Annotated in this window: 19 protein-coding genes; 6 read left to right on the top strand and 13 right to left on the bottom strand. The window is 67.0% G+C overall.

The features are described from left to right. Window positions 1-9 precede the first annotated feature (9 nt). From AC5Y3P_RS02625 to AC5Y3P_RS02660, 8 genes are all read right to left on the bottom strand, one after another. Window positions 10-3891 carry a lipopolysaccharide biosynthesis protein gene (locus tag AC5Y3P_RS02625; RefSeq protein WP_500044345.1) on the bottom strand — a complete coding sequence of 1294 codons (3882 nt, stop codon included), beginning with the start codon at window positions 3889-3891 and terminating at the stop codon, window positions 10-12. After that, window positions 3878-5050, bottom strand: coding sequence for a 3-dehydroquinate synthase II family protein (locus AC5Y3P_RS02630; RefSeq protein WP_500044346.1), 1173 nt, complete (start codon window positions 5048-5050; stop codon window positions 3878-3880). Before AC5Y3P_RS02630 ends, AC5Y3P_RS02625 begins: the two co-directional genes overlap by 14 nt. A 56-nt stretch (window positions 5051-5106) precedes the next feature. Further along, on the bottom strand, window positions 5107-7329 hold the full coding sequence (locus AC5Y3P_RS02635; RefSeq protein WP_500044347.1) for a hypothetical protein: 2223 nt from the start codon (window positions 7327-7329) through the stop codon (window positions 5107-5109). Between the two features lie 11 nt (window positions 7330-7340). Continuing rightward, window positions 7341-8666 carry a glycosyltransferase family 2 protein gene (locus tag AC5Y3P_RS02640; RefSeq protein WP_500044348.1) on the bottom strand — a complete coding sequence of 442 codons (1326 nt, stop codon included), beginning with the start codon at window positions 8664-8666 and terminating at the stop codon, window positions 7341-7343. Beyond that, the gene (locus AC5Y3P_RS02645) at window positions 8663-9346 is read right to left on the bottom strand and encodes a hypothetical protein (RefSeq protein ID WP_500044349.1); all 684 of its coding nucleotides are present in this window, start codon (window positions 9344-9346) and stop codon (window positions 8663-8665) included. The genes AC5Y3P_RS02640 and AC5Y3P_RS02645 overlap by 4 nt, the downstream gene beginning before the upstream one ends. Beyond that, window positions 9343-10350 (bottom strand): glycosyltransferase family 2 protein, encoded by a 1008-nt coding sequence (locus AC5Y3P_RS02650; protein ID WP_500044350.1) that lies wholly within the window; start codon window positions 10348-10350, stop codon window positions 9343-9345. The genes AC5Y3P_RS02645 and AC5Y3P_RS02650 overlap by 4 nt, the downstream gene beginning before the upstream one ends. Before the next feature lie 33 nt (window positions 10351-10383). After that, a complete protein-coding gene (locus AC5Y3P_RS02655) occupies window positions 10384-11223 on the bottom strand; it encodes a 2-amino-3,7-dideoxy-D-threo-hept-6-ulosonate synthase (RefSeq protein ID WP_500044351.1) in 840 nt (279 codons plus the stop codon). Window positions 11224-11316: 93 nt separating this feature from the next. Further along, window positions 11317-12504 carry a 4-hydroxybenzoate 3-monooxygenase gene (locus AC5Y3P_RS02660; RefSeq protein WP_500044352.1) on the bottom strand — a complete coding sequence of 396 codons (1188 nt, stop codon included), beginning with the start codon at window positions 12502-12504 and terminating at the stop codon, window positions 11317-11319. 346 nt (window positions 12505-12850) lie between these two features. On the opposite strand from AC5Y3P_RS02660, the gene AC5Y3P_RS02665 reads away from it, so the two are divergent. From AC5Y3P_RS02665 to AC5Y3P_RS02680, 4 genes are all read left to right on the top strand, one after another. Next, the gene (locus tag AC5Y3P_RS02665; RefSeq protein ID WP_500044549.1) at window positions 12851-13627 is read left to right on the top strand and encodes a glycosyltransferase family 2 protein; all 777 of its coding nucleotides are present in this window, start codon (window positions 12851-12853) and stop codon (window positions 13625-13627) included. A gap of 627 nt (window positions 13628-14254) precedes the next feature. Beyond that, on the top strand, window positions 14255-15940 hold the full coding sequence (locus AC5Y3P_RS02670; RefSeq protein WP_500044353.1) for a hypothetical protein: 1686 nt from the start codon (window positions 14255-14257) through the stop codon (window positions 15938-15940). Between the two features lie 471 nt (window positions 15941-16411). Further along, window positions 16412-17374 carry a hypothetical protein gene (locus AC5Y3P_RS02675; protein WP_500044354.1) on the top strand — a complete coding sequence of 321 codons (963 nt, stop codon included), beginning with the start codon at window positions 16412-16414 and terminating at the stop codon, window positions 17372-17374. 164 nt (window positions 17375-17538) lie between these two features. After that, entirely contained in the window at window positions 17539-18369 is an 831-nt protein-coding gene (locus AC5Y3P_RS02680) for a glycoside hydrolase family 16 protein (protein WP_500044355.1), read from the top strand. Window positions 18370-18383: 14 nt separating this feature from the next. Here the strand turns inward: AC5Y3P_RS02680 and AC5Y3P_RS02685 are convergent, their stop codons facing one another. From AC5Y3P_RS02685 to AC5Y3P_RS02705, 5 genes are all read right to left on the bottom strand, one after another. Beyond that, a complete protein-coding gene (locus tag AC5Y3P_RS02685; RefSeq protein ID WP_500044356.1) occupies window positions 18384-18941 on the bottom strand; it encodes a type 1 glutamine amidotransferase domain-containing protein in 558 nt (185 codons plus the stop codon). Between the two features lie 45 nt (window positions 18942-18986). Beyond that, window positions 18987-19949, bottom strand: a complete 963-nt coding sequence (locus AC5Y3P_RS02690) for an LppX_LprAFG lipoprotein (RefSeq protein WP_500044357.1) — start codon at window positions 19947-19949, stop codon at window positions 18987-18989. Window positions 19950-20125: 176 nt separating this feature from the next. After that, the gene (locus AC5Y3P_RS02695) at window positions 20126-20656 is read right to left on the bottom strand and encodes a serine/threonine-protein kinase (RefSeq protein ID WP_500044358.1); all 531 of its coding nucleotides are present in this window, start codon (window positions 20654-20656) and stop codon (window positions 20126-20128) included. 63 nt (window positions 20657-20719) lie between these two features. Further along, complete coding sequence (locus tag AC5Y3P_RS02700) at window positions 20720-22282, bottom strand: MFS transporter (protein WP_500044359.1); 1563 nt, start codon at window positions 22280-22282, stop codon at window positions 20720-20722. Further along, window positions 22279-23004 carry an LppX_LprAFG lipoprotein gene (locus tag AC5Y3P_RS02705; protein ID WP_500044360.1) on the bottom strand — a complete coding sequence of 242 codons (726 nt, stop codon included), beginning with the start codon at window positions 23002-23004 and terminating at the stop codon, window positions 22279-22281. Before AC5Y3P_RS02705 ends, AC5Y3P_RS02700 begins: the two co-directional genes overlap by 4 nt. Window positions 23005-23097: 93 nt before the next feature. Here AC5Y3P_RS02705 and AC5Y3P_RS02710 point away from each other — a divergent pair, with 93 nt between their 5' ends. Next, window positions 23098-23709 (top strand): riboflavin synthase, encoded by a 612-nt coding sequence (locus AC5Y3P_RS02710; protein WP_500044361.1) that lies wholly within the window; start codon window positions 23098-23100, stop codon window positions 23707-23709. A gap of 177 nt (window positions 23710-23886) precedes the next feature. After that, window positions 23887-24699 carry an FkbM family methyltransferase gene (locus AC5Y3P_RS02715; protein WP_500044362.1) on the top strand — a complete coding sequence of 271 codons (813 nt, stop codon included), beginning with the start codon at window positions 23887-23889 and terminating at the stop codon, window positions 24697-24699. Window positions 24700-24701 lie beyond the last annotated feature (2 nt).

Below are 24701 nucleotides of genomic sequence, written 5' to 3' on the forward strand. Positions count from 1 at the left end.
GTGCTGCAGCTACCCGACGCCCTGGCTCTCGACCAGATCCTCACCTGCGGCGGCATCGTGGTCGGCCATGAACTCGGCCACCGCGGACACATACGGTTCCCGCAGGATCGAATTGTGGTCGCAGGACAGGGTTTCGGTGTGCAGCTCGCCGGTCAGGATCCGACGCCACAGTTCCGGCTTCGCGGGGTTCAGGTAGCTCAGGACCAGCAGGACACGGCCGGACCACGGCTGCGGGTGATGCATCTTGCCGACCCGGACGCCTACCTCCTCCAGAGCCTGCGACTGCCGCTGGCCGCGGTACTGAACCAGCCCGGCGGTGGGTAACAGGATCCGGCGTCGCCACAGGTCCCGGCGGGTCGTCGGCGTGGCGTTCACCGGCGCACCGGTGCGCGCACCGATCGTCGGATCCTCCCGGCGGGCGGCACGGATCACCGCGGGCGGCAGGAAGGGATCCAGCAGCGTCACCAATTCGACGGTCTCGCCGTCGCTTTCGAGTCGTCGGGCGACGTCGAGGGCGATGTAGCAGCCCAACGAGTGACCCAGCAGCCGATAGGGTCCGGTGGGCTGCAGTCGGCGCAGATCGGTCAGGTGCCTGCGGGCCGCGCGGGCCACGGTCCAATCCGGCACGCCGCGATTCTCCAGCCCGTGCGGAATGAACGCATGCACCGCGGTCGCGGAGCTCATCTGGTCGGCCAGCGGAACGAACGACAACGCCGAGGCGCCCGCGCCGGTGAAGCAGAACAGCACCGGACCGGCACGTCGATCGGGCTCGACCGCGCGGATCGGCACCGTGGTGGGTGCCAGCGTCTGCCGGTGCTCGGGAACCCGGGCCGAGGTTCGGGCGGTCACGGTACTGGCGAACTGGGCGACAGTGGGGGCACTGGCCAGATCCGCATGCGACAGCCGGACACCGTGGGCGCCTCCGACCCGGTTGAGCATGTCGGTGACCGCCAGCGAGTCGCCACCGAGGGCGTAGAAACTCTCGGTGCGTCCGACTTCGGCGAGCCGGAGCACCTCGCACCAGATCGCCGCGATCGTCGACTCCAGCTTGCCGCGCGGTGGCTCCGAGGCTGCCCGGGTCGGCACCGGCAACGCCTGACGGTCGACCTTCCCCCGTTCGGTACGGGGCAGCTCCGGCAGGATGACCAGATCCGTCGGCACCATCCAGGCCGGCAGGTCGCGGTGCAACCGGCTGCGGATCGCGGCGATGGAGGGGGTTCGGACGTCCGGCTGGGGCGCCAGGTAACCCGCCAGCCGCGGCTCGGTGTCGTCTCCGGCACCCAGCCGGGGGCCGACCACCACGATGGCTTCGCGCACCTCCGGGTAGCGCAACAGCGCCGCTTCGATCTCGGCCGGCTCCACCAGATATCCGCGCACCTTGACGGCGGTGTCCGCGCGGCCGAGCAGGATCAGATTGCCGCCGCCGTCTCGGCGGCCGAGGTCGCCTCCGAGGAACGATCGGGTGCCGTCGGCGTTGAACACGAAGCGGCTCGAGGCCGCGAACGGATCCAGGTAGCCCAGCGCCAGATAGCGGGAGCTCACCGTGATCACGCCGGCGTCGTCGATGTCGATCTGCTTGTGCGGCGAGGGGATTCCAGCTGGGATGGCACCGTCGGGGATGTCGGCACCGGGGGCGACGTCGTAGGTCGCGATGGAACTGGCTTCCGAGGAACCCACCCAGTTGGTGAACACCGCGCGGGGCGCCAGTGCGCGGGAGTACTCCACGTGTCGGGTGTAGGCGGCTTCGCCGGTGGTGACCACGCGTGCCAGATTGGGCAGTTGGTCTCCGCGCGCAGCGGAGGCCAGCGCGTCCAGAAACGCCGGCGTCGCCACCAGGACTTCGGCCCCGCTGTCACCGATGCGTTCGAAGGCGGCCCGGGTGTGTTCGGAACGGGGGTCGACCGCGATCACCTCGGCGCCGTTGAGCAGTGAACCGACCAGCACATTGAGGCCGGCGCCAAAGCTGATCGGCATGCACAGCGCCACCCGTCGGCCCGCACTGATACCGAACCGGCTGGCCATCACCTCGGCGTCGCACAACCACATCCCATTGCCGTGCAGTACCGCCTTCGGCGCGCCGGACGAGCCCGACGTGAACTGGATGCTGGTCAGATCGTCCCAGCCGGCCACCGGAGCCGGGGCGCCGGCAGCGTCGGGCGGCGTGATCGAGACGTTCTGGACATCACAGGCGGGGGTCAGCGCGGCGGCGAGTTCGCCGTGCGGATCGTCGGTCAGCAGGGTGTCGGCGCGCCGGCCGTTCGCGGTGAGGATGCCGATGATGTTCTGCACCCGCTGCACCGGCAGTCCGGGGTCGACGGCGACCAGGACGGCGGTCGAGTTGAACACTCCGAGCACCGCGCTCACGGTCGCCGGCGACAGGCCGGCCGACAGCAGGACCGCGTGCTCGTCGCCGGACTCCGATATCTTCGCGGCCCAGCGGCGGCTGGCGGTCTCGAGGGCGCCGTAGCTGATCGCTTCGTCGGCGGTGCGTACCGCGATGCGCTCTGGCTGCTCCCGGGCGATTGCGGCGAACTGCGTTGCCACCGAGTCGAATCGAAGTGGGCTTTCGGTGTACTGCGGTTGATCCGCCGCCGCCGGTGCGGCGGATGGCTGCGGTGCGGAACTGCGCAGCGCGCGACGGACGTGCCGGATGGTCGGCACCACAACGATGCCGGCGGCGACCAACTCGGCGCCCAGATAGGCGTATCCGACGGCGTCGATGCCCCAGATCGGGGTGGTGTAGCTGACCCCGACGACAATCAGGACGGCGGCCAGGAACTGCACGGCGACCGCGCCTCTGAGTCGGCGTCGAAGCCGGGCCATTGCGGTATAGATGTTCAGCACCCCCAACATCGGGAGGGTCAGCGCCATCACCCTGATCAGGCGGCCCCCCTCCTCGGCGTAATCCGGCCCCATTATGGACAGCACCGTAGGGCCGGCCAGTAACAGCCCCCCGGCGCCGAGTAACGCAGCAGCCGTACACATTACGGTGAATCGCAGGGTGCAGGCGCGCAGGTCGGCACCGGGTGCCGATGCGGTGGCGACGAACGGAGCGGCGGTGGCGCCGATCAGCACACCGATGGTGCTGACCAGCAACCAGCACATCGAGTAGTAGGCGTTCATCTCGGTGCCGAGCCGCGCCACGATGATCAGCGGCACCACCAGCGGGACCATCACCAAGACTGCGTTGATGGCACACGAACTGGCGAAGAACTGCACCAGCGACCGGGTGGGTGGCAGATCGGGAACGCCATCGTGACGGCGGCTGACCGGCGTGATCACGCGAAGAGCCACCACCGCCGCGATCACCGCTGCCGGCAGCATCCACGACCACACGATCGCCGAACCGGTGGCCAGCGGGATGAGTGCCGCGACGGCAATCAGTTTGATGATCGACTGGCTGACGTTCTTGGTGAGGATGACTCGGGTCCGGCCCAGCCCGATCAGGATCTGATCCTGGACCGCGAAGATGGCCAGGATCGCCACGAACCCGGGAAACAGCAGCATCTCGGTGAGATCAGGAAAGAGTTGGGAGCGTGGACCGACGACGATGAACACCGCGCCGAACAGCAGGGCGGCGCTCACCACCACGGCCAGCCCGGAGCGGACGTGCCGTCGCGAATCCCGGCCCGCCACCGGGAGGAAGCGTTCGTACAGGCTGCCCAGACTCAGGGTGGCCAGGGTGGCCGTCGTGGCCGCCGAGGAGATGATGGCCGATGCCCGGCCGACCTCGGCGGTGCTGTAGCCCCGCGCGGCCACCGTCCAGAAGATGAATCCGAGGACTCCGGTCGCGGCGCTGGAAGCGATGACCGCCAAGATGTCGACCTCCAGCGCCCGACCGCGCAGCCAGGATTGCCGCGCCGCTGCGGACCTGGGTTCAGCGTTCGTCACAGAACTCAGTGATGGGCAGGCCGACGTGCCGCGATTCGGAGGGAACGCAACCGAGCAGCCGGTCGCCGGCTTTCAGTTCGGTGACGTTGTTGACGGTGCCACCCGGGCCGAGCAGCCGAACATGCCAGTCGTCCTGGGTGATCACGTTGACCGTCGCGCCGTCAGGTGAGGTGGCGGTGATGGACAGCAGCGGGCGACGTTCGATCTTCACCCGACCGATCCGCACCTCGCGTGCGGTGCCGTCGCTGCGAATGGCCAGGATCGGTTGGCCGGCGCGCAGTTCGGAAACGTAACGGGTGCGGTTGTCGGGCACCAGCACGTAGGAGTGCACCGCCCCGGCGTTCCACCGGAAGGGCCGGGTGGGCATGTAGGGCAGCGGGTGGGTTTCGCTGCAGGACAGGAACATACCGCTGGCGAAGGAACCGATCAGGCAACCCTCGTCGGTCTCCAGCAGCGAGCAGGTGTCGATGCAGGCGCGATCACCCATGCCGATGTGTTCCACACCGGTGACCACGAGTTCGACCAGGGGAATGCTGTCGTGTCGAAGCGACACCACCCGGGCCAGGGTGGCCACGTCGTCGGGGCCGGTGGGGGTCAGCAGCAGTCCGTCGGATCCGTGTTCCAGGACGAGCTTGACGATCTCTGCGTCGGTGATGTCGTTGACGACCGTGACGGTGCGTCCGTCGGAGTTCTCGGCAGCGGCGATCACGATCTCCAGCGGGATCTTGGTCGGATCGGTGAACGTGAGGATGGTCCACGGCACCACACGTACTGCCTCGCATGCCTTTTGCAGGGTGCGGGCATCGGAGACGACGAGTTCGGATCCCCACTCGGCCTGGCCGATCTGGGCCGAGACGGCCTGGTCGGCGCGGTCGGACAGCACCACATCGACGGTGAACTCCGCCAACTCGTCGGGCTCGTTGCCTGCGGTGAGCGCCAGCACGCGACGGATGGTCGGTGGCAGGTCGCTGAGCAACACCAGGTCGTCGGACACGATCCCGTCGACCCGATGGTGAATGGCCGCCTGCACCACGGCATCTCGCAGCTGTTCCGGGACCCCGCGCAGATCGATCCAGGCGAAGTGCTCTTCGCGTCGGCCCTCGCCCTCGCCCACGGCGGGGGTGATGCTGTCGGTAACGATGTCGGATACGTCGCTCATATTCTGTGTCCTCGTAGATGATGAATGTGATTCGAAATGCTTGCCGTACACGCCTTTTACTGTTTCGGGGTCCAGCCCCCGATGTCCAGCGTGTCCTTGTTCTCCGGTGCAACCCACTGCGCGGCGTTCTTGCCGGATCCGGTATGCCGGAAGATGACGGTTTCACCGTTGCGGTATATGGCCTCCCACATGGGCGAGGCGTTGAGATACTGCTGGAATTCGACCGCCCCTTCGGGTCGGATCCGGCGGTAGTACTCGATGGCCCGGCGGGACTGCTCGCTGAAGATGATGTAGGTATCGAAGGGATGCTGTTCGACATTCCATTCCAGGTTGCCCAGCTGCTCTTTGGTTGGGAATATCGCTCGCTGTACACCCACGTCCATACTGATCGGTTTGTCGAAGTTCGAAAATCGCAAGGTCTGTTCGGCGTACGCGGCACCGACCCGGGTCGGCATACCGGTGGGATGCAACATCATGATGCGAGTGCCCGGTTGTATACCCGCGGTGAACTTCTGCATCAACTCAACCTGTGACTTGGTTTCGTACACGAATGGCCACAGCGCCACATACGAATTCAGACTGGCCAGCGAGATGACGGCCAGCCAGCAGGTCGCGGCGACTGCGGGCAGACCGAGGGCCCGGCCGGGTGGCCGGGTGAGTGCCCGAACCAAGGGCGGGGCGATGATGAATCCCAGGCCGAGCAGGCTGTACAGGTAGACGCGGAAGATGGCTTCGCCGCCGTAGTCCATACCCAAGAGCAGCGCCAGGGGGCAGAACGCCAGGATGGCCCCAACCAGCACCGCTCGGCGGTGTTTGCGCAGCCAGCACGCGGCCCCGAACGCGGATAGATACACCGTGGCCGAAAACCCGCGACACACCGCGGAGGTGAACCAGCTGGCTGGGGTGCCCACCGCGTCGGCCAGATTGTTCTCTGCGTTCTTCACCGGGCTGGAGGTGGAGAACAACCCGTAGGGGGCCACCGCATCCAGATTCCTCAGCAGGTATCCGCCGGCAATCAGGGCCATCGCCAGCACGATCCACCAGGGCCGGACCCGCTTGGTGACCACCAGCACGGTGATGATCATCAAGAGCCAGTACGGCGTCAACTGATGACTGGGCACGATCGCGAGAAAGGGGAGCAGCGCGAGGATGCCGGCCACTCGATGCTTGCGGGATTCGATCAGCAGCGTCAGCAGCCCGATGGCCATGACCAGAGCCCAGGACTGCGGTGAAAAGTAGTCCTGTCCAACCCAATTCACGATCTCGATGACGAAGGCCACGGTGATTGCGACTCTGGGGGTGAAACCGAATGCTCGTGCTGCGCTGTAGGCGGCAACCGCGATGAGGATGTGGATGACCGGGGCCCACACGTGGGCCAGGGCCACCGGCGTCAGGCCGGTGATCTCGCAGAACCACGCCATGGCGACGAAGAATGCCGGCCAGTTGCCGTAGATGTCGGTGTCCGGCGGCATGATCTGGCCGTGCTGCTGGATGTAGTCCACGACCGCGATGTGTTTGTAGGTCCAGTCGTAGAGCGGTACTTCGGTGGCAACGAACGTGGTGCCACGGGAGACCGCGATCGCGGCGCTGAGGGCCAGCAATGCGGCGGGCAACTGGCCGGCGCGGATCGCCAAGGCGAATGCAACCGTTGTCAGCATGATGGCCACGCCGAGGATCGGTCCGGTTCCGGAGAACAGCAGGCCGTAGAGGCTCGCGTCGGCCCCGGGAAGTCCGGGCACACTGGCCGCCCACATCACCAGCGCAGCGATGCTCAGTATGACCGAGGGATTGGGCCGGCCCACAGCGACTTTCGCCGGCCTCGGGATCAGCGCCACCGCGGCTTTGTCGGGCCAGCCGTTTCGGCGATACCACGCGGTGCTGCTACCGAGCACCGCGACGATACAGACCACCAGGATTCCCTCGGGATTCCACCGATAGGACCACATGGCACCGACGGTCACGATGGTCACCGTCGCCATTCCGAGCGCCAAGGTCACCCCGGCGCGCCCGCGGGTGGGAATGTCGATCCAACTCAGGATCGCAGCACCGGGTGCGACGGCAATGAACCCGGCCAGGAAGAGCGCACCGAGCCACGGCGGCAGCGGGATCAGCGCGATCAGTCCCAGTAGCGCGCCGCCGACAGCCAGGTCTGCCGGTCGGGCCGGGACCAGTCGGCGGCTCTGTTGGGAGCCAGTCGGGGTGCTCAGCAGATCGGTGTCAGGTTCGACCGGGGAGTCGAACGCCGGCACGGTCTCGGCTGGACTGATGACGGTGCTCAATCGTGCTCGTCTCACGCCCCGGTGCGGGGAAGATCAGGTGTGCCGGCGGTGATTCCGGCGAGCGGCCTGGCGCGTCGTCCTTCGCGTCGCCCGCGCCAGAGCGCCCACGGGCCGCCCAGTACGGACAGCACCTCGGTGCTGCCCACGCGGCGGGGCACCAGGCCGGTGAAATCGCGTTGCGGCGCGGCGATGGCTCCGTAGGCGAGGCTGCGGTCCACGGTGTCGCGGAAGCGGTTCCGGGCGACGCTGAAGACCAATCGGCGACCGCCACGGTCGAGCATGACCTTGGCGCCCCACGCGCCGAGTCCCACACCGTAGCCCTTGGCCTGCTGCAACAGCGTCGATGCCTCGGCACGATGCCGGTGCCAGACGATCGAGGCGGGATCATTGACCAACACGTCGCCGGCTTTGACCAGTTGGTAGAACATGTCGATGTCCTCGCCGCCCAGGGTCGGTGAACCGGCGCCCAACGCCTCGTCGAATCCACCCATCTCGATGGCCCGGGTCCGTTTGATGGCGAAGTTGGCGCCGGTGCCGTAGCGGCCCACCTGGAACGGGAACAGCGGAACGTCGACCGGCGGCTCGTCCATCGAGAAACGGCAGGGCTCGAGTGAGTCTGCCCAGGACACCCGCTGGTCGAAGTAGGCCTGTGCAGCGGTGCGCAGCTCACCGCTGGGCACCATGCCGCAGATGCACGAAGCATCCGGATGCCGGGTGAACGCCCTGGCCAGCGCACGCAACCAATGCGGGTCGACCACCACGTCGTCGTCGGTGAAGGCCACGATTTCGTGCCGGGCAGCGCGCAGGCCGGTATTGCGGGCATTGGACAAGCCGGGCACCGGTTCGACGACGCGGCGCACGCGCGGATCGGCAAGCGTGCTGATCACCTGCGCGGTGCCGTCGTCGGGTGGCGCATTGTCAACCACCACCACCTCGAACTCCGGGTAGTCCAGGGCTGTGATCGAGGCAAGCGCATCGGCCAGGTCGCGCGGTCGGTCCCGGGTGCAGACGACCACCGAAATGGGCAGCGGCGCTGTGTCATCGGCCGCCGGGGCGGCCGAGCGCTGCGGGATCGGCAGTGTGACGGTGCCGTCGACGATGTCCGCTTCGGCGAACTCGAGCGGATCCAGGTCGTCGCGCAGCAGGATCCGCGCCTTCCGGTACTGATCGGCACCGATCGGGCGCACCACCGCCTGGCCGCGAGCGCGGTCGTCGGCCGTGATCTGCAGCCAGCCCACCCAGCGTGAGTGTGGGCTGCCGTCGGGCACACCGTTGGTCGGCATCGCGGGGGAAAGGTCGCGGATCATCAGGGATTCCTCATTCGTGGTGCCAGTCATCGGGCCTCGGCGTCCTGCAGTTCGGGTACTGCGGCCCCGGGCGGGGGATCGGCAACGGTCTGCCTGCGTCGGCCCGAGACAGCCAGCACGATCACCGCCAGGATGATCGAGTACACCGTCACGCGCTCGGTCCCGCCGGGGCCGAGCATGGTCGTGAAGTGTCCGGAGTAGACGAAATCGGAGACGATGCCGGCAAGCCCGGCCAGCGCAGCGAATCGCTTGGCGGCGTGCGGAAGTCGAGTCGTGCGGGAGACACCGATCAGCAGTATTGCGATCGGGCCGAGCACCTTGAACACCGACAGCGCGGTGGCGTAGGTGGGGAAGCTGACCTGCTCGGTGAAGGCTCCCGAGAGGGCGAAGCCGACACCGGCGACAGCGAGCAGAAAGCCGTGCGCGGCCGCGACCGAACGACTCAGCATCCAGGACAGCGCCACCGTGGTGATCGCAAGCCCGGTGATCACTATCGCGACGTCGAGGGCCGGGTACAGCGCGCTGCACGGCCAGTTGCCCCCGATGCCGCAGAACGGCACGCCCAGCGGGCCGATCCGGTCGTCGCGGTAGCTGTAGTGGCCGCGCCAGGTGGCCGCGACCACCCATTCGGCGGCGAAGTAACAGAGCGTCAACAGCGCAGCCACCATGGCGGTTCGGGGCTGGGGAAGGACGGTCAAGAACCTGATCATCGAACGTGATCCTGTCGTGGCCCGTCGACGTCCACCACGCTGGTTCTGCCGAGCAGGGACGCCTGCACCAGACCCAGTGCGAAGCCCGCGCAGGTGAGTACGAATCCGCATACCAGCGCGGCGGCACGGGATGGCCGGTGCAGGGACAGCCACAGACCCGAGGTGAGGGTCTTGATGGTGTAGCTGCGTTCGCTGGACAGCGCATCGCGCTGGCCGGACATCCGGGTCAAGATGGCCTTGGAGCGGCCTTCCTGGAAACATCGCCGGAAGAAGTACCGGGTGGTGGCGCGGTTCGCGGGAACGTGGTGGCTGACCCGGAATCCGGTGTTCCGGATGATCCGGTGATCGGGAAACGCCCGTTGCAGACGCACCCCCATGTGGGTTTCCTCGCAGCCGGTGGGAAAGGCGCCGAACCGGCCCAGGTCGCTGGAGAAACCGTTGATCCGGTGCAGCGCCTCGCGGCGCACCGCCATGGCGGCCCCGATGGGATTCCGCAGCGGCCCACCATGATCGGGCAGACCGCGGTAGTCGCAGCCGATCACCCAACCGAACTCGGCGGGGAACCAGCGGGGCGGCGCACCGTTGGCCCAATCGGGATCGATGGCACCACCGATCGACACCACGGACTCATCGGTGAAGGCGGTCCGGACCGCCGCCAGCGCACCTTCCTGCAGGGCTGCGTCGTCATCGATGAACACGACGACGTCGTGGTCGGCGATTTCGGTGCCGGTGTTGCGGGCGCCGGAGACGCCCTGCTCGAAGACGTTGCTGCTCAAGGTGACGCGGTCGCCGATGACGGCGGCAAGATCAGCCTGCAGCTCGTCGTTGTGGTCGACCACGACGATCACCCGTTCACCGGGCAGGGTCTGGGCCAGCGCTGAATCCACGGCCGCGAGCACCTGTTCCCGGCGGGCGAAGGTGAAGCAGCAGAGTACGACGTCCACCCCGACGTGCCGTGCCGGCGGGCTGGTGCCGTCAGCGACGGGTTCGGTGAGTTCGGTCATTGGCGAGGTCCTCGGTGGTGCAGATGCGACGGATCAGGCGGATTCAAGGGTGGAACTCAGCGGTCGGGAGATCGCCGAGCGGCCGTCGTGCAGCCTGCGGGACAGTTCGGATGCCACCCGATCGGGTTGGTCGGCCTCGAAGATGAGCCGGCCGAAACTCAGTCCGGCAACCCCGGATTCGGCAACCTCACTGCCGTAGGCGACGGCAGCGTCGTCGTCGCTGCCGGCGGGGCCGCCGGCCACCAGGATCGGCAACGGGCAGGAGTCCACCACTTCGTTCATGGCGGCCGGGCTGCCGGCGTAGTCCAGCTTCACGATATCGGCGCCGAGATCGGTCGCGATCGCGCCGAGGTGGGCCAGCGTCTCGACCAGCGGGGTCCCCGACTCGATGTGCGGACCACGTGCGTACATCATCGCCAGCAGCGGGATACCCAACGCATCGCAGGCCGAGGCCACGGCGCCGAGGTCGTTCAATTGTGCGGCCTCGGTGGGGGATCCGACGTTCACATGCACGCTGACCGCGTCGGCACCGGCCCGCAGGCATTCCTCGACGGTGCCGACCAGCACCTTGCCGGTGCGGTCCAGCGCGAGTTCGGTACCGGCCGACAGGTGGATGATCAACCCCATCTCGGTGAAGTGCACCGGATCGATCGAGCGGGCGCGGCCCTTGTGCACCACCACGGCATCGGCGCCCGCCGCCGCGAGCATGGCCACGGTGCGGTTGGCGTGGTCGGCCTTGCCCAGCGGGCCGATCGTGACCGAATGGTCCATCGGCACCACCAGTGCGCGGGCACTGTGCGGATTGAAGATGCGCGACAGCCGAATTCGTTTACCGGTGTCGCCGCGTCGAAGCCAGGCGCGGTTTTCGAACATGGACTCTCCGATCAAAGGACACCAGTTAGGAATTAGGCCAGGCTAGCCTAATGATTACCTGAGAAGTAACGTACGTCGGCGGGTGTGGGGTTGTCACTCGAACCGCCAGGGTGTAGGGAACGGCAACCCGAAGTACACCTCGCCCAACGCATCCTGCTCCGCCTGCGAAGTGGCCCAGCGCTCCAGTCGCGCCCGGCGCAGACGGTAGTCCAACGGGTCGTCGCTCAACCGGTGCAGCACAGAGGTGAGCGTCGCCGAGAAGTTCTGCGCCTGCCAGACTCTCGGCAATGCCGTCACGCTGTAGTCATCAAGATAGGTGCGCTGCCCGCTGCGATAGAAAGCGCCCAACGCGTGCGACAGCACACAGGCATCCGAGAGCGCGAGATTGAGGCCCTTGGCGCCGGTGGGCGGCACGATGTGGGCGGCATCGCCGAGCAGGAACAGGTTCCGGTATTGCATCGGCTCGGTGACCTCGCTGCGCAGCTGGGCCAGGCTGCGGTCGAAGATCTCACCGGTCTGCAGCGGCGGGTGATCGTCGGATTCGCTGCGGCGCAGCAGTTCCTTCCAGATCCGTTCATCCGACCACTCCCGTAGGTCGGTATCGGCGGGTACCTGCAGGTATTGCCGGGTGATGTGCGGCCCGCGCATGCTGTGCACCGAAAGGCCGTCCGGGTGAGCGCAATACATGCCCTCCGCGGTGACTGGTGTGCTGTGCGCCAGGATGCCCAACCAGGCGAACGGGTAGCTGCGGGTGTAATGCCTCAGTGCTCCCGGGGGCGGCAAGGTGCGACAGATGCCCTGGCCGCCGTCACAGCCGGCGACGAAATCGGCTTCTATTCGGTGAGTTTGCCCGTCGGATGTGAAGTGCACGCTGGGTCGGTCGGAGTCGATGCCGGTGACCGTCACGTCCTGGGCGCCGAACACCAGCTGACGGCCGGTTGCCAGGCGCGCCTCGATGAGGTCATGTACCACTTCGGATTGGCCGTAGACATAGCTGTGCCGTCCGGATCGGGCGTGGAAGTCGAGGTGGTAGGTGGTGCGGTCGAAGCGGATGTAGAAGCCGTCGTGCACCAGCGCGTTGGCCTGCAGGCGGGCGCCCACCCCGATCTCGATTAGTAAGTCCACACTGACCTGTTCGAGTACCCCGGCACGCACCCGTTGCTGCACGTAATCGCGCGAGCGGTGCTCGACGACGACCGTGTCGATGCCCTGAAGATGCAGCATGTGCGCCAAACTCAGGCCGGCTGGGCCGGCACCGATAATGGCTACTTGGCAACGCAATTCGGAAACTCTTCTCGCGATCGGACGGGGGAGTGGCAGCCGCCTCAGCGACCCGGAACGGCGTTCTCAGCGCTGCCTCGCGCCAGCCTACTGTTAAGCAAAGGGTGACCTAAATGTGATGATGGTCACGGTGCCTAACGTAGAGGCAAGGCTAGCCTCAGGTTGTACTAGCGTACCGGTACGAGCGCAGGTTCAGACGAATCGCGCCGAGTCTGTCCGGGCCGAGACGACATCCGTTTTGGTCAAAGAGACGCGAGAAAGAGATCGATCCCCCGTGACTGAACTGGCTCCCGACCGCGCCCTTGACGCTACCGATGCTGACTTCGCTGAAGATGCTGGTGACGGCATGCCGCAGGTGCCCAACGGACAGCCAACCGGGCACGGGGGCGGTAATCGTCCGACGGTGACGGTGATCATCCCGGCGCTCAACGAGGCGCGCAACCTGCCGCACGTTGCCGAGCGGATGCCACCGGTGGATCAGATCGTGGTGGTCGACGGCGGTTCGGTGGATGACACCATGGAGGTGGCCCGCGCGCTGTGGCCAGAAGCCTTGGTGCTGCGACAAACTCGTTCCGGCAAGGGCAATGCGCTGGCCTGCGGGTTCGAGGCCGCCACCGGAGACATCCTGGTGATGATCGACGCCGACGGCTCCACCGATCCGGCCGAGATTCCGTTGTTCGTACGGGCCTTGACCGAGGGGGCCGATCTGGCCAAGGGCAGCCGGTTTTCGCATGGCGGTGGCAGCGACGACATCACCAGGTTCCGCCGGTTGGGCAACTGGGGGCTGAACTGGTTGGTCAACCGGATCTTCAAAACCTCGTTCACCGACCTGTGTTACGGCTACAACGCCTTCTGGCGGCATGCGTTGTCCACGCTGGACCTTCCGCCTACCGACCTCGCCGAACCGCAGTGGGGCGACGGCTTCGAGGTCGAGACGGTGATCAACGTTCGAATTGCCCGCAGTGGCTTGCTGATCCGCGAAGTCGGCAGCTATGAGCGCGAGCGCATCCATGGCCGCAGCAACCTCAATGCCTTCAGTGACGGCTGGCGCGTGTTGCGCACGATCGACCAGGAGCGGCGCGAGCACAAGGCCGTCAAGGCCCGCGTCATCGCCCGCGACTGACCATCCAGTCGGGGCCCGTGACCGAGAACAGGGGTTACCCGGAAGCCCACTGGAACAACCTCTGGGCATCGGCGACTCGATCACGCCGATGTCCTAACAGATCGCCTGGAGCCGTGCAATACCTACCCTCGACCGCCCAAAGTTGGTGCAGGGTACGGCTATTCACCTGGCGAGCACGACTCGCACACTTCGCCGCCGGTTCGCGTGGCGACATCCCACTGTTGTGTATCTCACATGGGGTAGCCCCCACTTGCTGAGCGGTTCACGCTAGTTTGTTGTGAACGCAAGTATCCTTACAGCAAACTCATACGAAGCCGACGGGACTCACTCGCTCGGAGTCGGGTGAAAGTCGCGACGGGCTGCACCGGGCTCCCGTCTGTGGCTTCGACGATTCTGTGCTGTCTGCAATAGCCCTGGAGCAAACGGATATTCGCTGAGTACGAGGCCGGCGACGCTGGCCGCTCGAACCAGCACGCGCACCGAACATTCGGGGTGCCAGCTCGGCCGCACGGCCCGCCGTCAGCGCTCTATAGCAAATAGATAAGCCTTGCTCTTTAAGGTTAGCCTCAGGTAATCTTCAGACGGCATTGCGCCATTGACCCCCCTCTACTACCAAGCAGGAGCATCATGGAGTTGGCCCTCCGCGCCCATCAACATCCGCAACCCCCTTCTGAGGCAACGCGTTCCGGACCGGCCCGCCAGAAGGTCCTGGTGGCCGGCGTCGCGCTGGCCGGCGCGTCCCTGATAGCCGTCACTCCGGCGACGTCCTCTGTTCCGGCGATGGCCGCTGCACAAGCTCGGGCGGTCCAGTTGGCCGCCTTCGCGAACCCGCTCGAGGTGTGGCAAGACACCCTCACCACCTCTGCCGGACACCTCGAGTACGGGTTCAACTACGCCGGCACCCTGTACCCGACGCTGTTCCAAGAATCGGTCGACAGCGCGCCGACCATGCTCCAAGAGTTGGCCGGCGTCTTCACGAATGCCGAGGGCTGGCAAGCGCTCGTCGCGAAACTGCCGGCATACGGCGAGACGATCCAGGCGGCGCTTGCGGCCGCCCAGGAAGGCGGCCAGACCGGCCCGGACAACACCGACACCCCGGCCGGCCTCGAAGGCTTCACCGAGATGGCCCAGAACGTCGTCAACTACGTGCAGAACGGGCAGTTCAACTACGCCTACGCCGAGTTCAACCAGTACTTCCTGTGGAGCCTCGGTGGCGGCGCCTGGCCGTTGTTGGAGATCCTCGCGATTCCCGGCGACATGCTCGCCACCCTGGGCGCCGATCGGCTGGCCAATGTGGTGGATGCACTGATCAACGGCAAGGGGCACAACGCCCTGGGGAGCCTCACCGAGGCCCTGATGACACCATTCATCACCGCGAACATGCGGTTCACCGAGGGCCTGGACGACATCTATGCGGCAGGCCAGAGTCGTGAATGGGACACCCTGGCCAGCGAGGTGCTGAACCTCCCCGCTTACACGGTCGATGCCTTCCTAAACGGCCATACTCCGCGGGTGGCCGCAGAAGAAGGCATGAACTGGGACTGGTCGGGTGTTCTCACGCAGAAGGGCACCGTGGAGCACCTCATCTTCACGCTGCCTCGGGAGATCACCTGGGCGCTCACCACGCCGCGCGATAAGTTCCTGGCGTCGCTGGGCTTCGCGCCAGCACCGACGCTCGAGACCGCTGAGGCCGTGGCCGGGACCGAGCCGTTGGTGCTGTCGGAGATCACCTCAACCGACACCGGCGCGAATCTGCTTCCCCTGTCCGTGGATCCGGCCGAGTTGGGGGCGGCGTCGGCTCTGTCCAAGGTCGCCACCGCGGTCGAGGCCAAGGGCACACCGCAGGGTGCGACCGAAGGCGACACGCCAGCAGCCGCCCCGCTGACCGATACCACCACCGAGGCCGAGGACAGCACCGTCGCGCACACCAAGACGGACATCGACAGCGACTCGGCCAAGCTCACGCCGGTTGCCGCGGAGGCTGAAACGGAGAGCGCGCCCGCAGCCGTCAGCACGCCTGCTGCCGACACCAAGGCCGAAACCAAGGCCGACGCCGGGGCCACCCCGGCAGCCGACAGGACGAAGGCGAAGCCGAAGTCGCTGAAGGACAAGATTGCCGCCAAGTTGGGCAAGACGAAGTCCGACGCAAGCAAGGTCGACGCTAGCAAGGCCGACACCGGCGGGTCCCGCACTGCGGACCAGAAGCCGTCTTCGGCGAAGCCGGCCAAGGCAACTCCGTCGAAGAGCAAGAAGGAAGCGTCGACGAGCACCAAGTCTGACTCCAGCGAGCCCGACTCCGGTAGCGACGACTAGCACCTCGGTGCTACGGATGGCCCCTGCGCGGCGCGTGGGGGCCATCCGGCTACGCTGAAACTGTTACGCTGCAATGATTCTCGTTAACGCCCCGCCGGGCCACGCGCAGCCGCACACCGTGCAGCTCCCGGTCGTGACAGTTGAGGCGGCATGCACCCGACGATGACCCGTGGGCACACACCTGAACGCTTTCGCGTCGCAACGCTCGACTTGGCACACAGCCAACGCCGATCCACCTTCGTGCTCGGCCCGCTCGAACTGCCGCCACGAGACGAACTCGTCGACCGCTACCGTGCACTGGCACAGCGCGGGCCGTTGACACGATTGTGCTTGGAACCCTCGACCCACACCTCCCGCTGGCGCACCTCCGCGATCGACGCAGAGGCGGTGATCGGGGTCGCCGATGCCTTGCCGGCCGGCGCCCCGCTGACCGACGTAGTGCCGCTGGTGCGCGCCATGCATGCCGACCCGGTGCGCGACGGCGTCCGGATCCTCTGCGCCGGCGACCAATTGGCCATCGATTTCTGCCACGGACTCGGCGAGGTCTCCTTCGTGTTCCTGGTGCTCGATGCGTTGCTGGGGGTCATCGACCCCCGGGACCCGAAGCTGCTCGATCCCTACCTGCGTGGCTCCCGGCCGCTGTTGCGGGCCGCAGTGCGCACCTTCGGCACCGATCCTCGTCGCCTGCCGGCCGTGCTGGCCGACTATCTGCACCGTCGCACGCCGCAGTCGGGTGCAGACACTCGCGGCGAGCGCACGGTTCCAGTTGTGCCTTCGCCGACAGCACATTTCATTCAGATCCCGGCCGATTCGGTCGGGGAGTTACGCAGGCTCCGCGATGAAGCCCGGCTGCAGGTCGGCCTGGTGTCACTGTGCACCTATGCGCTCTGGGAGGGCTTCGCCGCGGCCGGCCTCCCGATCTGCGAGACCGTCAAACTTCCGTTCGACGTTCGGCGCTACCTGCGCCCGGGATCGGACACGCTCGGCTCATTCACCGCCGGCCTGGACTTCACCCTGACGCCCGCAGGCGGCCCCGCCGCGCTCCAGGCCGATCTGGACCGCGCGTCGCGCTCCGGGCGGCCGGTGGCCAATCTGCTAGCCGGAACGGCCAAGACGGTCGCCGCGCGCCGTCGGGACCCAGCACGGATTCAGCACCGCCCCGAACATCCGCGAGTGCAACTCCTGCACTCCAACGTCAGTCCGCCCGAGCACGCCGAGCGATGGCCGTTCGTTGATCACGACCGCGCCTACTTGATCATCGCGAGCGATCCGGCCGGCCCCGAGGGCATCACGGTCACGTCGACCTCGATGTCGGGAAACCTCGGGCTCACCGCCGAGTTTCACAGCACGACGTTCGCCCCGGAACGAGTCGAGGCCGCGCTGTCCGAGGTCGACACCCGGATGCGACACCTCATCAGACAGAGGTTAGGCTAACCTTGATTTGTACCGAGTCAGCGACATCGACGCGCAACTTCGCGTCCCACCCCGCCTCCGGAGTCATGATCGTGTCCCTCAGCCCCGCGCCCGAACGACCAAGTCGGCATGAGTGTCGCCGGATCGAGCACCGTGGTCATTGCCGAACTCGAAGAGGCCAAGCCGTGAGGCGCGGACCGGGCCGCCGACGGCAGCTGTTCCGCCGGCTTAGCGTGGTCGCCGCCGGTCTGCTGGTCGCCGGATGTTCGCTGCCGACACTCCTCGGGCACGCCGATCCGGGTGAAACCTGGTTGTTCACTGATGATTTCGACGGGCCGGCAGGTGCCCTGCCGCCCGGCGCCTGGCACCCCGACACAGGTGGTGGCGGTTGGGGCAACAACGAGGTGCAGGTCTATTCCGCTGACCCGGCCAACCTCGCACTCGACGGTGATGGGCATCTGGCCATCACCGCACGCCGCGACGACGCCGGGGTGATCACCTCGGCACGGATCTCCACCAAGGGCGCCTTCGACTTCGTCACGGGCCGTGCCGAGGCGCGTATCGCGTTGCCGGCCGGGACTGGGTTGCACCCCGCGTTTTGGCTGCTCGGCGCCAACGTCGACACCGTCGGCTGGCCCGAGTCGGGTGAGATCGACGTCATCGAGACGCTCAACGACGCCGCCGAATACCACACGGCTGTGCACGCCCCGCAGCCCGGAACGGCGCGCGGGCAACAGATCATGGCCAGCGGTCCGGCACCGTTTCAGTTGGCGGGTGAATTCCGCACCTACTGGGTGGAGCGCACCCCGGAGCGGATCGTCACCGGCGTCGACGGCGTCACGCTGATGACCGTGACGCCGTTCAATCTCGAACCGGGCGCCCAGTGGGTCTTCGATGCGCCGTTCTTCCTGCTGCTGAACCTTGCGGTCGGCGGCGAGTGGCCGGGGCCGGCGGACGACACCACTGGGTTCCCGGTCACCATGCTGGTCGACTGGGTGCGGGTGAGCAAGCTATGAGTGATCGCGGATAGTCACTGTGCGGCAAAGGCTTTCAGCGCGGCATCGCAGAATGCCGGCAGGTCATCGGGGCGCCGGCTCGACACCAGCGTGTTCGGGCCTGCAGAGCAGACGCTGACTTCCTGATCCACCCAGTTTCCGCCGGCGTTGACGATGTCGGTGCGCACGCTCGGCCACGAGGTCAGGGTGCGACCGCGCAGCACATCGGCTTCGACCAGCGTCCACGGACCGTGGCAGATCACCGCAACCGGCTTTCCGCCGTCGAAGAAGGACTTGGCGAACGAAACCGCGGTGTCGTCGGTGCGCAGCAGATCGGGATTGGCCACCCCGCCGGGCAGCAGCAACCCGTCGTAATCGGCTATGTCGGCGTCGCCCACCGCGATGTCGGCATCGAAGGTGTCGGCCGGCGTCAGGTGGTTGAAGGCCTGCACCTTGCCGACCTCGGTGGACACCAACACCGGCCGCCCGCCGGCGTCTTGCACCGCTTGCCACGGTTCGGTCAACTCGACCTGTTCGACGCCCTCGGGCGCCACCAGGAAGGCGATGGTTCGGTTCTTCAGATCAATGCTCATGGCACAGCGGGTACCCGCTGTGCCGGCGGATAATCGACCTCCCCACTACGGCGATGGTCGCGCGATCGTCACCGCGGCGTCCCACGCCGACACGTCGAACTGGATGCCAGCAACGCCGGGTTGCTGCACCGCCATCCGGACCAGTTGATGTGGCGAGTCTTCGCGCAGCCACACCGTGGTCGGCACTGCCTCGCGCAGGTTCCACTGCGGTATCAGCCGCTGCACGTCGGCGGCGGCAGAGTGTCCGCCGATCCGGACGGTGCGCTCGGAGCCGATGCGTTCGGTGCGCTCCAGATCGGGGGCGTCGAGTTCGGCGAGTAGGTTGGCCAACCCGCTGTCCGGGTCCAGCAACACCGTGGCGTCGAAGATGTCGCCCACCGGTCCGAAATCGAAGAACCGATCCTCATCCAGTCGGGCGAACATCGTGCCGTCGATCTGTATCACCTCGGCGTCGAGGGACTGGCCAGTGATCTGCATGGTCCAGCCGCCCTGCGCGGCCCGGGTGGGCTGGTTGGTCACGGTCATGTCCAGCGCCCGCACCGGCAGGCCCTCGATCGTCCCGTCCACTGCCATCCGCAGCTGCGCGCTGGCCAGTGCCCTGGTGGCCGATGCCGCCGCGTCGAGAAGCGTCGTAGCACTCGGTGCCGCTGCTGCCGGGCTCGACGCTTCGGTGCTGGTGGTCGCCGACTCTGCCACGTTGTCGGTGCTGGGTCGGATCAGCAACAGTCCCGTGCCCAGTGCGGCCACCACGACTACGACGCCAGCGGTCAGTGCCCAGGCCTTTCCGCGACGGGCGCCGGACGGTGGCGGCCGGAACGGGTGCGCCGATGCGGGTACCGTGGGATCCGGTGGTGCAGCGAACTGTGTTGGGACAGAAGGGGTGTCGAGTGCGAGCTGGCCGCTGAGGGCAGCCCGGGCTGCGGCAGCCAATTCGGCCCCGGACTGGTAGCGGTGCTCGGGGTTCTTGGCCATTCCGCGCGCGACGACGTGGTCGAAGGCGGCGGGCACGGCTGGACCGGCGAGGGACGGACGCGGCGGTGCCGAGTGGAAGTGACCGCGAACTGTCGTTCCAGGCTGTCGCCCGGGAAGGGCCGTAGCCCGGTCAAGCATTCGTGCAACACACAGGTCAGCGCGTAGATGTCGGCGCGGGGATCGGCGGTACCGCTGAACCGCTCCGGTGCCATCTAGGCGAACGTGCCCATCGTCTGTCCGGTCTGGGTCAACGCGGCGGCGTCGGTGGCCCGGGCGATGCCGAAGTCGATCAGGTAGGCGAAATCCTGCGTGGTCACCAACACGTTGGCCGGTTTGACGTCGCGGTGCACCAGCCCGGCCCGGTGCGCGGAGTCCAGGGCCGAAGCCGCCTGTGCGACGATCGCCACTGCACGATCCGGGGGCAGCGCGCCCTCGGCGCCGATCACCGCGCTCAGGTCGCGGCCATCCACCAGCCGCATCTCCACATAGAGGCGGCCCTCGATCTCCCCGTAGTGATGGATCGGGACGATGTGCGGGTCGTTCAGCGCTGCCGCGATCTGCGCCTCGCGACGAAAACGCTCCCGGAATTCGGGATTCTCGGCCAGCTGCGCGGGCAGCAACTTGACCGCGACGATGCGCCCGGTGCTGCTGTCACGAGCGCGAAAGACATCACCCATGCCGCCTCGGCCCAGCAGGTCGAGCAACTCGTAGCGCCCGAAGTGACCCGGCGACTGAGCCCCCACGAATCCCTCCATCGTTGTCCGCCTGGCTGAGACCGCGGTGGTGGAATCAGCACTGCAGCAGGGTCAGCCGGCTGTCTGCCGCTCCGCTTCGTCGTCGGGCGCCGTCGCGGCACCGACCGGGATCGGCCCCTCGACGTGCAGATCGTGCCTGGCGATCAGCAAGCCGATCACCGCACCGATCACGCAGACCACCATGGTGATGAAGAACATCTCGCCGTACTGCTCGGCAAAAGCGTTGGTGTAGTTGCGTCTCAACGCCTCGGCGACCGCCAGCGGATTGCCGCCCGGCGGCTTGGGCTGTTCGGCCAGCAGCTGATTGAACCGGTACAGTCCCCAAGCCGACAGCGCCGCGACACCGACCAGCATGCCGGTCATCCGGGCCACCACCACCAACGAGGACGCGATGCCGTGCTGAGCCGGCGGCACCACCCGCAGCGCAGCGGAGGTCAGCGGTCCGATCACCAAACCCAGGCCGAGTCCGGCCAAAATCAAATCGGTTCCGAACACCGGCAGCGAGACGAACCCGAGATCGTGTCGGACGTCGAGCGCATCGGTGTGCCAATGCGACACCAACCAATAGGCGTAGCCGGCCAACGACATGCCGACGAAAACCACGATGCGGTCTCCGACGCGGGTTGCGATCAAACCGCCGATGACGGCGCCCACCGGCAGTGCGGCCAGGAACCAGGTCAGCTTCAGTGCTGCCTCGGTTTGGTTGAGCCCCAACACACCTTGGCCGAACAACTCGATGTTGACCAGCGTCACCATCAGCGCCGCGCCGGCGCAGATCGAGGTGCCCAGCGCAGCCAGGAACGGGGTGAAGTGCACCTGGGCGGGTTCGATCAACTTGGTCCTGGCGAACCGTTCCCAGACGAAGAACGCGATCGCCACCAGGACCGCGCCGCCCACCATGGGCAGACCCCACTCCGGCAGCACCTGTTTGCCGTCGGGTTGCGGGTTGTACAGACCGATGACCGCCAACCCCAACGCGATGGCCAGCAGCACACCGCCGATGATGTCGACGCGTTCGCGCGGACCGGTGCCGCGTTCGTGCGACGGCAGGCTGAAGTGGATCATCACCATCGCGAGCACGGTCAGCGGGATGTTGATCCAGAAGACGTCCCGCCAGTCCCGCAGCAGCCACACGATGAAGACGCCGTAGAGCGGACCGAGCACACTGCCGAGTTCCTGCGCGGCACCGATGCCGCCCAGGATGGCGGCGCGGTTGCGCGCGGCCCACAGATCGGCGGCCAACGCCAGGGTCACCGGCAGCAGCGCGCCGCTGGCGGTGCCCTGGATGACCCGGCCCACCACCAGGGTGGTCAGGTCCGGCGCCATCGCGGTCACCACTGATCCGATCGCGAAACCGGCCAGGCCCAGCTGCAGCACCAGTTTGCGGCCGAACCGGTCGGAAGCGCGGCCCAGCAGCGGCATCGCCGCGATGTAGCCGAGCAGATAGCCGGTGATGATCGGCGCAACCCGCTGCAGCTGGTTCACCGGGATGCCGACGTCGCGCATGATGTCGACCATGATCGTGACGACCACATAGGTGTCGACTGCGCCGAGCAGGACCGCCAGCCCGCCGGCGCTGATCGCGACGCTGCGGTTGGTGCCGCGCCGGGTCACGTTTGCGGCTTGGTCACGGTGACGGGCGCGTTCCAGTTCGAGAGCGTGATCTGAATCGAGGTGTCCTCACCCGGTTTGATCTCGGCCCGCACCAGATTGTGCTCGCCTTCCTTCTCGATCCAGGTGGTGCTGGGGATCGGTTCGGTGGCCTCGAGCTGGGGGAGCAGCTTGTTGGCGGCCTCCGGGCTGACCGCACCGGTCACCTTGACCGTCTCGACGCCGTCGATCTTCTCGGTGCCGGTCGACTTCGGGTCGGAGATGTTGGCCAGCATGTTGGCCAGACCGGTGTCCGGGTTCAGGATCGTGGAGGGGTCGTAGTCGATCGCTGCGCCGACCGGCCCGAAGTCCGACCACTGACCTGGGGTCAGCGCGCCGTACAAGCGGCCGTCGATCACGATGAGTCCGACATCGGCGGCCTGACCCATCAACGTGATGGTGGCCTGGCCCTGCACGGCGACGCTGGGCACGTTGGTCAGATCGCCGGACAGCGTCTGCACCGGCAACCCGTCGATGGTGCCGTCCACGGCGATGTCGAGGTGTGCGCTGGTCAGCTTCTTGGTGGTGGCACTGGACTGGGTCAGCAGTTCGGAGCCGGCCGGCAGAGACTCGTCGACGGCGGACTCCGATCCGGAGCATCCGGCAACCAACGCGGTCGCGGCCACGGCGGTGAGAAGACAGAATTTGGTGGACAGGGACTTGCGGGACAGAAGTCGGCGCTGCATGCCTTGCATCGTAGAGGGTGTGGCAGACCCCTCGGCCGCGCCACGACCGGTCGGTGCCGCCCCAACCCCCGTGACCTCGTAGCCTTGTCGATTGTGTTCACCGGAATCGTCGAAGAACTGGGTCAGGTGGTCGGCAAGGAGGATCTCGCCGACGCGGCGCGGTTCGTGATCCGCGGCCCGGTGGTGACTGCCGACGCCGGCCACGGTGATTCGATCGCGGTCAACGGAGTGTGTCTGACCGTGGTCGAGGTGCTGCCCGACGGGCAGTTCAGCGCCGACGTGATGGCCGAAACCCTGAACCGCTCCAGTCTGGGCGGACTCGAGGCCGGCTCCCCGGTGAACCTGGAACGCGCCGCGGCGGTGAACAGCCGACTCGGCGGACACATCGTGCAGGGCCACGTCGACGGCACCGCGCAGGTGCTCACCCGGACCCCCTCGGAGCACTGGGAAGTGGTGCGGTTGACGCTGCCGGACGCGTTGGCCCGGTATGTGGTGGAAAAAGGATCGATCACCGTCGACGGCACCTCGCTGACCGTTTCTGGCCTCGGCGTGGAGGATGGTCAGCACTGGTTCGAGGTGTCGCTGATCCCGACCACGCTGGGGCTGACCACATTGGGCCAGGCCGGGCCGGGCACCGTCGTCAACCTGGAAGTCGACGTGATCGCCAAGTATGTCGAGCGACTGCTCGAGCATCGGCAGTCCTGAACCGTCCGCGGGCGGTGCGCACGGATCTGCGAACCCGTCGTGAGCTGCGTGGATTCCAGGACGTAGGCATTGCGGGGAGCGCGCTGCTCTGTTAGAAATCGGGAGCTTCGGGCTAGCACATCTTCTCGGCCGAGGCCGTGTCCGAAGTGTCGTCCGAGGAGCTGAACGATCAAGACTGTGCGCGCAAAACTTGGCCATACCCTGGCGCTCGGCAAGAGCATCGGACTGCTGTCGGCGGCCAACGTGGTGGCCCGCCGGTTACTCGGTTCGACCAAACCGGTGACCGTGCGGTGCGGTGCACACCGGCTGGTCGTGCGACCCACCGACAGCGACTCGTTCGTGCTGACCCAGATCTTCAGCAGCAACGAGTACGGCTTGCAGCCGTTCTGGTTGGACCGGTTGAAACGCGCCGCCGAAGCAGCCGTGCAGGCCGGTCGGGTGCCGCTGATCATCGACGCCGGCGCCAACGTCGGCTATTCGGCCCTCTACTTCGCCGAGCACTTCCCGCAGGCCGTGGTGTTGGCCGTGGAACCGGACCCGGCCTGTGTCGACCTGATCGAACGCAACTGCGCCGGCAATCCGAACATCCAGGCCGTGCGCGCCGCGCTGTGGAGCCACTGCGACGGTGTCGTGCTCAACCACCGAGAGGTGGGCTCGTGGGCCAACTGGGTGACCGACGGCGGCACCACGCCCTCGCAGACGCTGGAGTCGCTGATCGCGCGGGTTCCCAACGCCGAACCGTTGATCGTCAAGCTCGACATCGAAGGCGCCGAGGATGAGGTGTTCCGGGCCTCGCCGGCTGCGGTGTCGTCGTTCCCCTGCCTGATGATCGAACCGCACGACTGGCTGCTGCCGGGCGCCGGCGGACTCTCGAAGCTCTACGCGGCAGTCGCGGACAAGAAGATGGACACCCTGATCCGGGGTGAGGTGCTGATGCTCTTCGACTGCGTGGCCCTCGACGACGGCCGTCCGGCGCCCAGCTTGCGCTGAAT

Source organism: Mycobacterium sp. NGS45 (assembly GCF_059812645.1).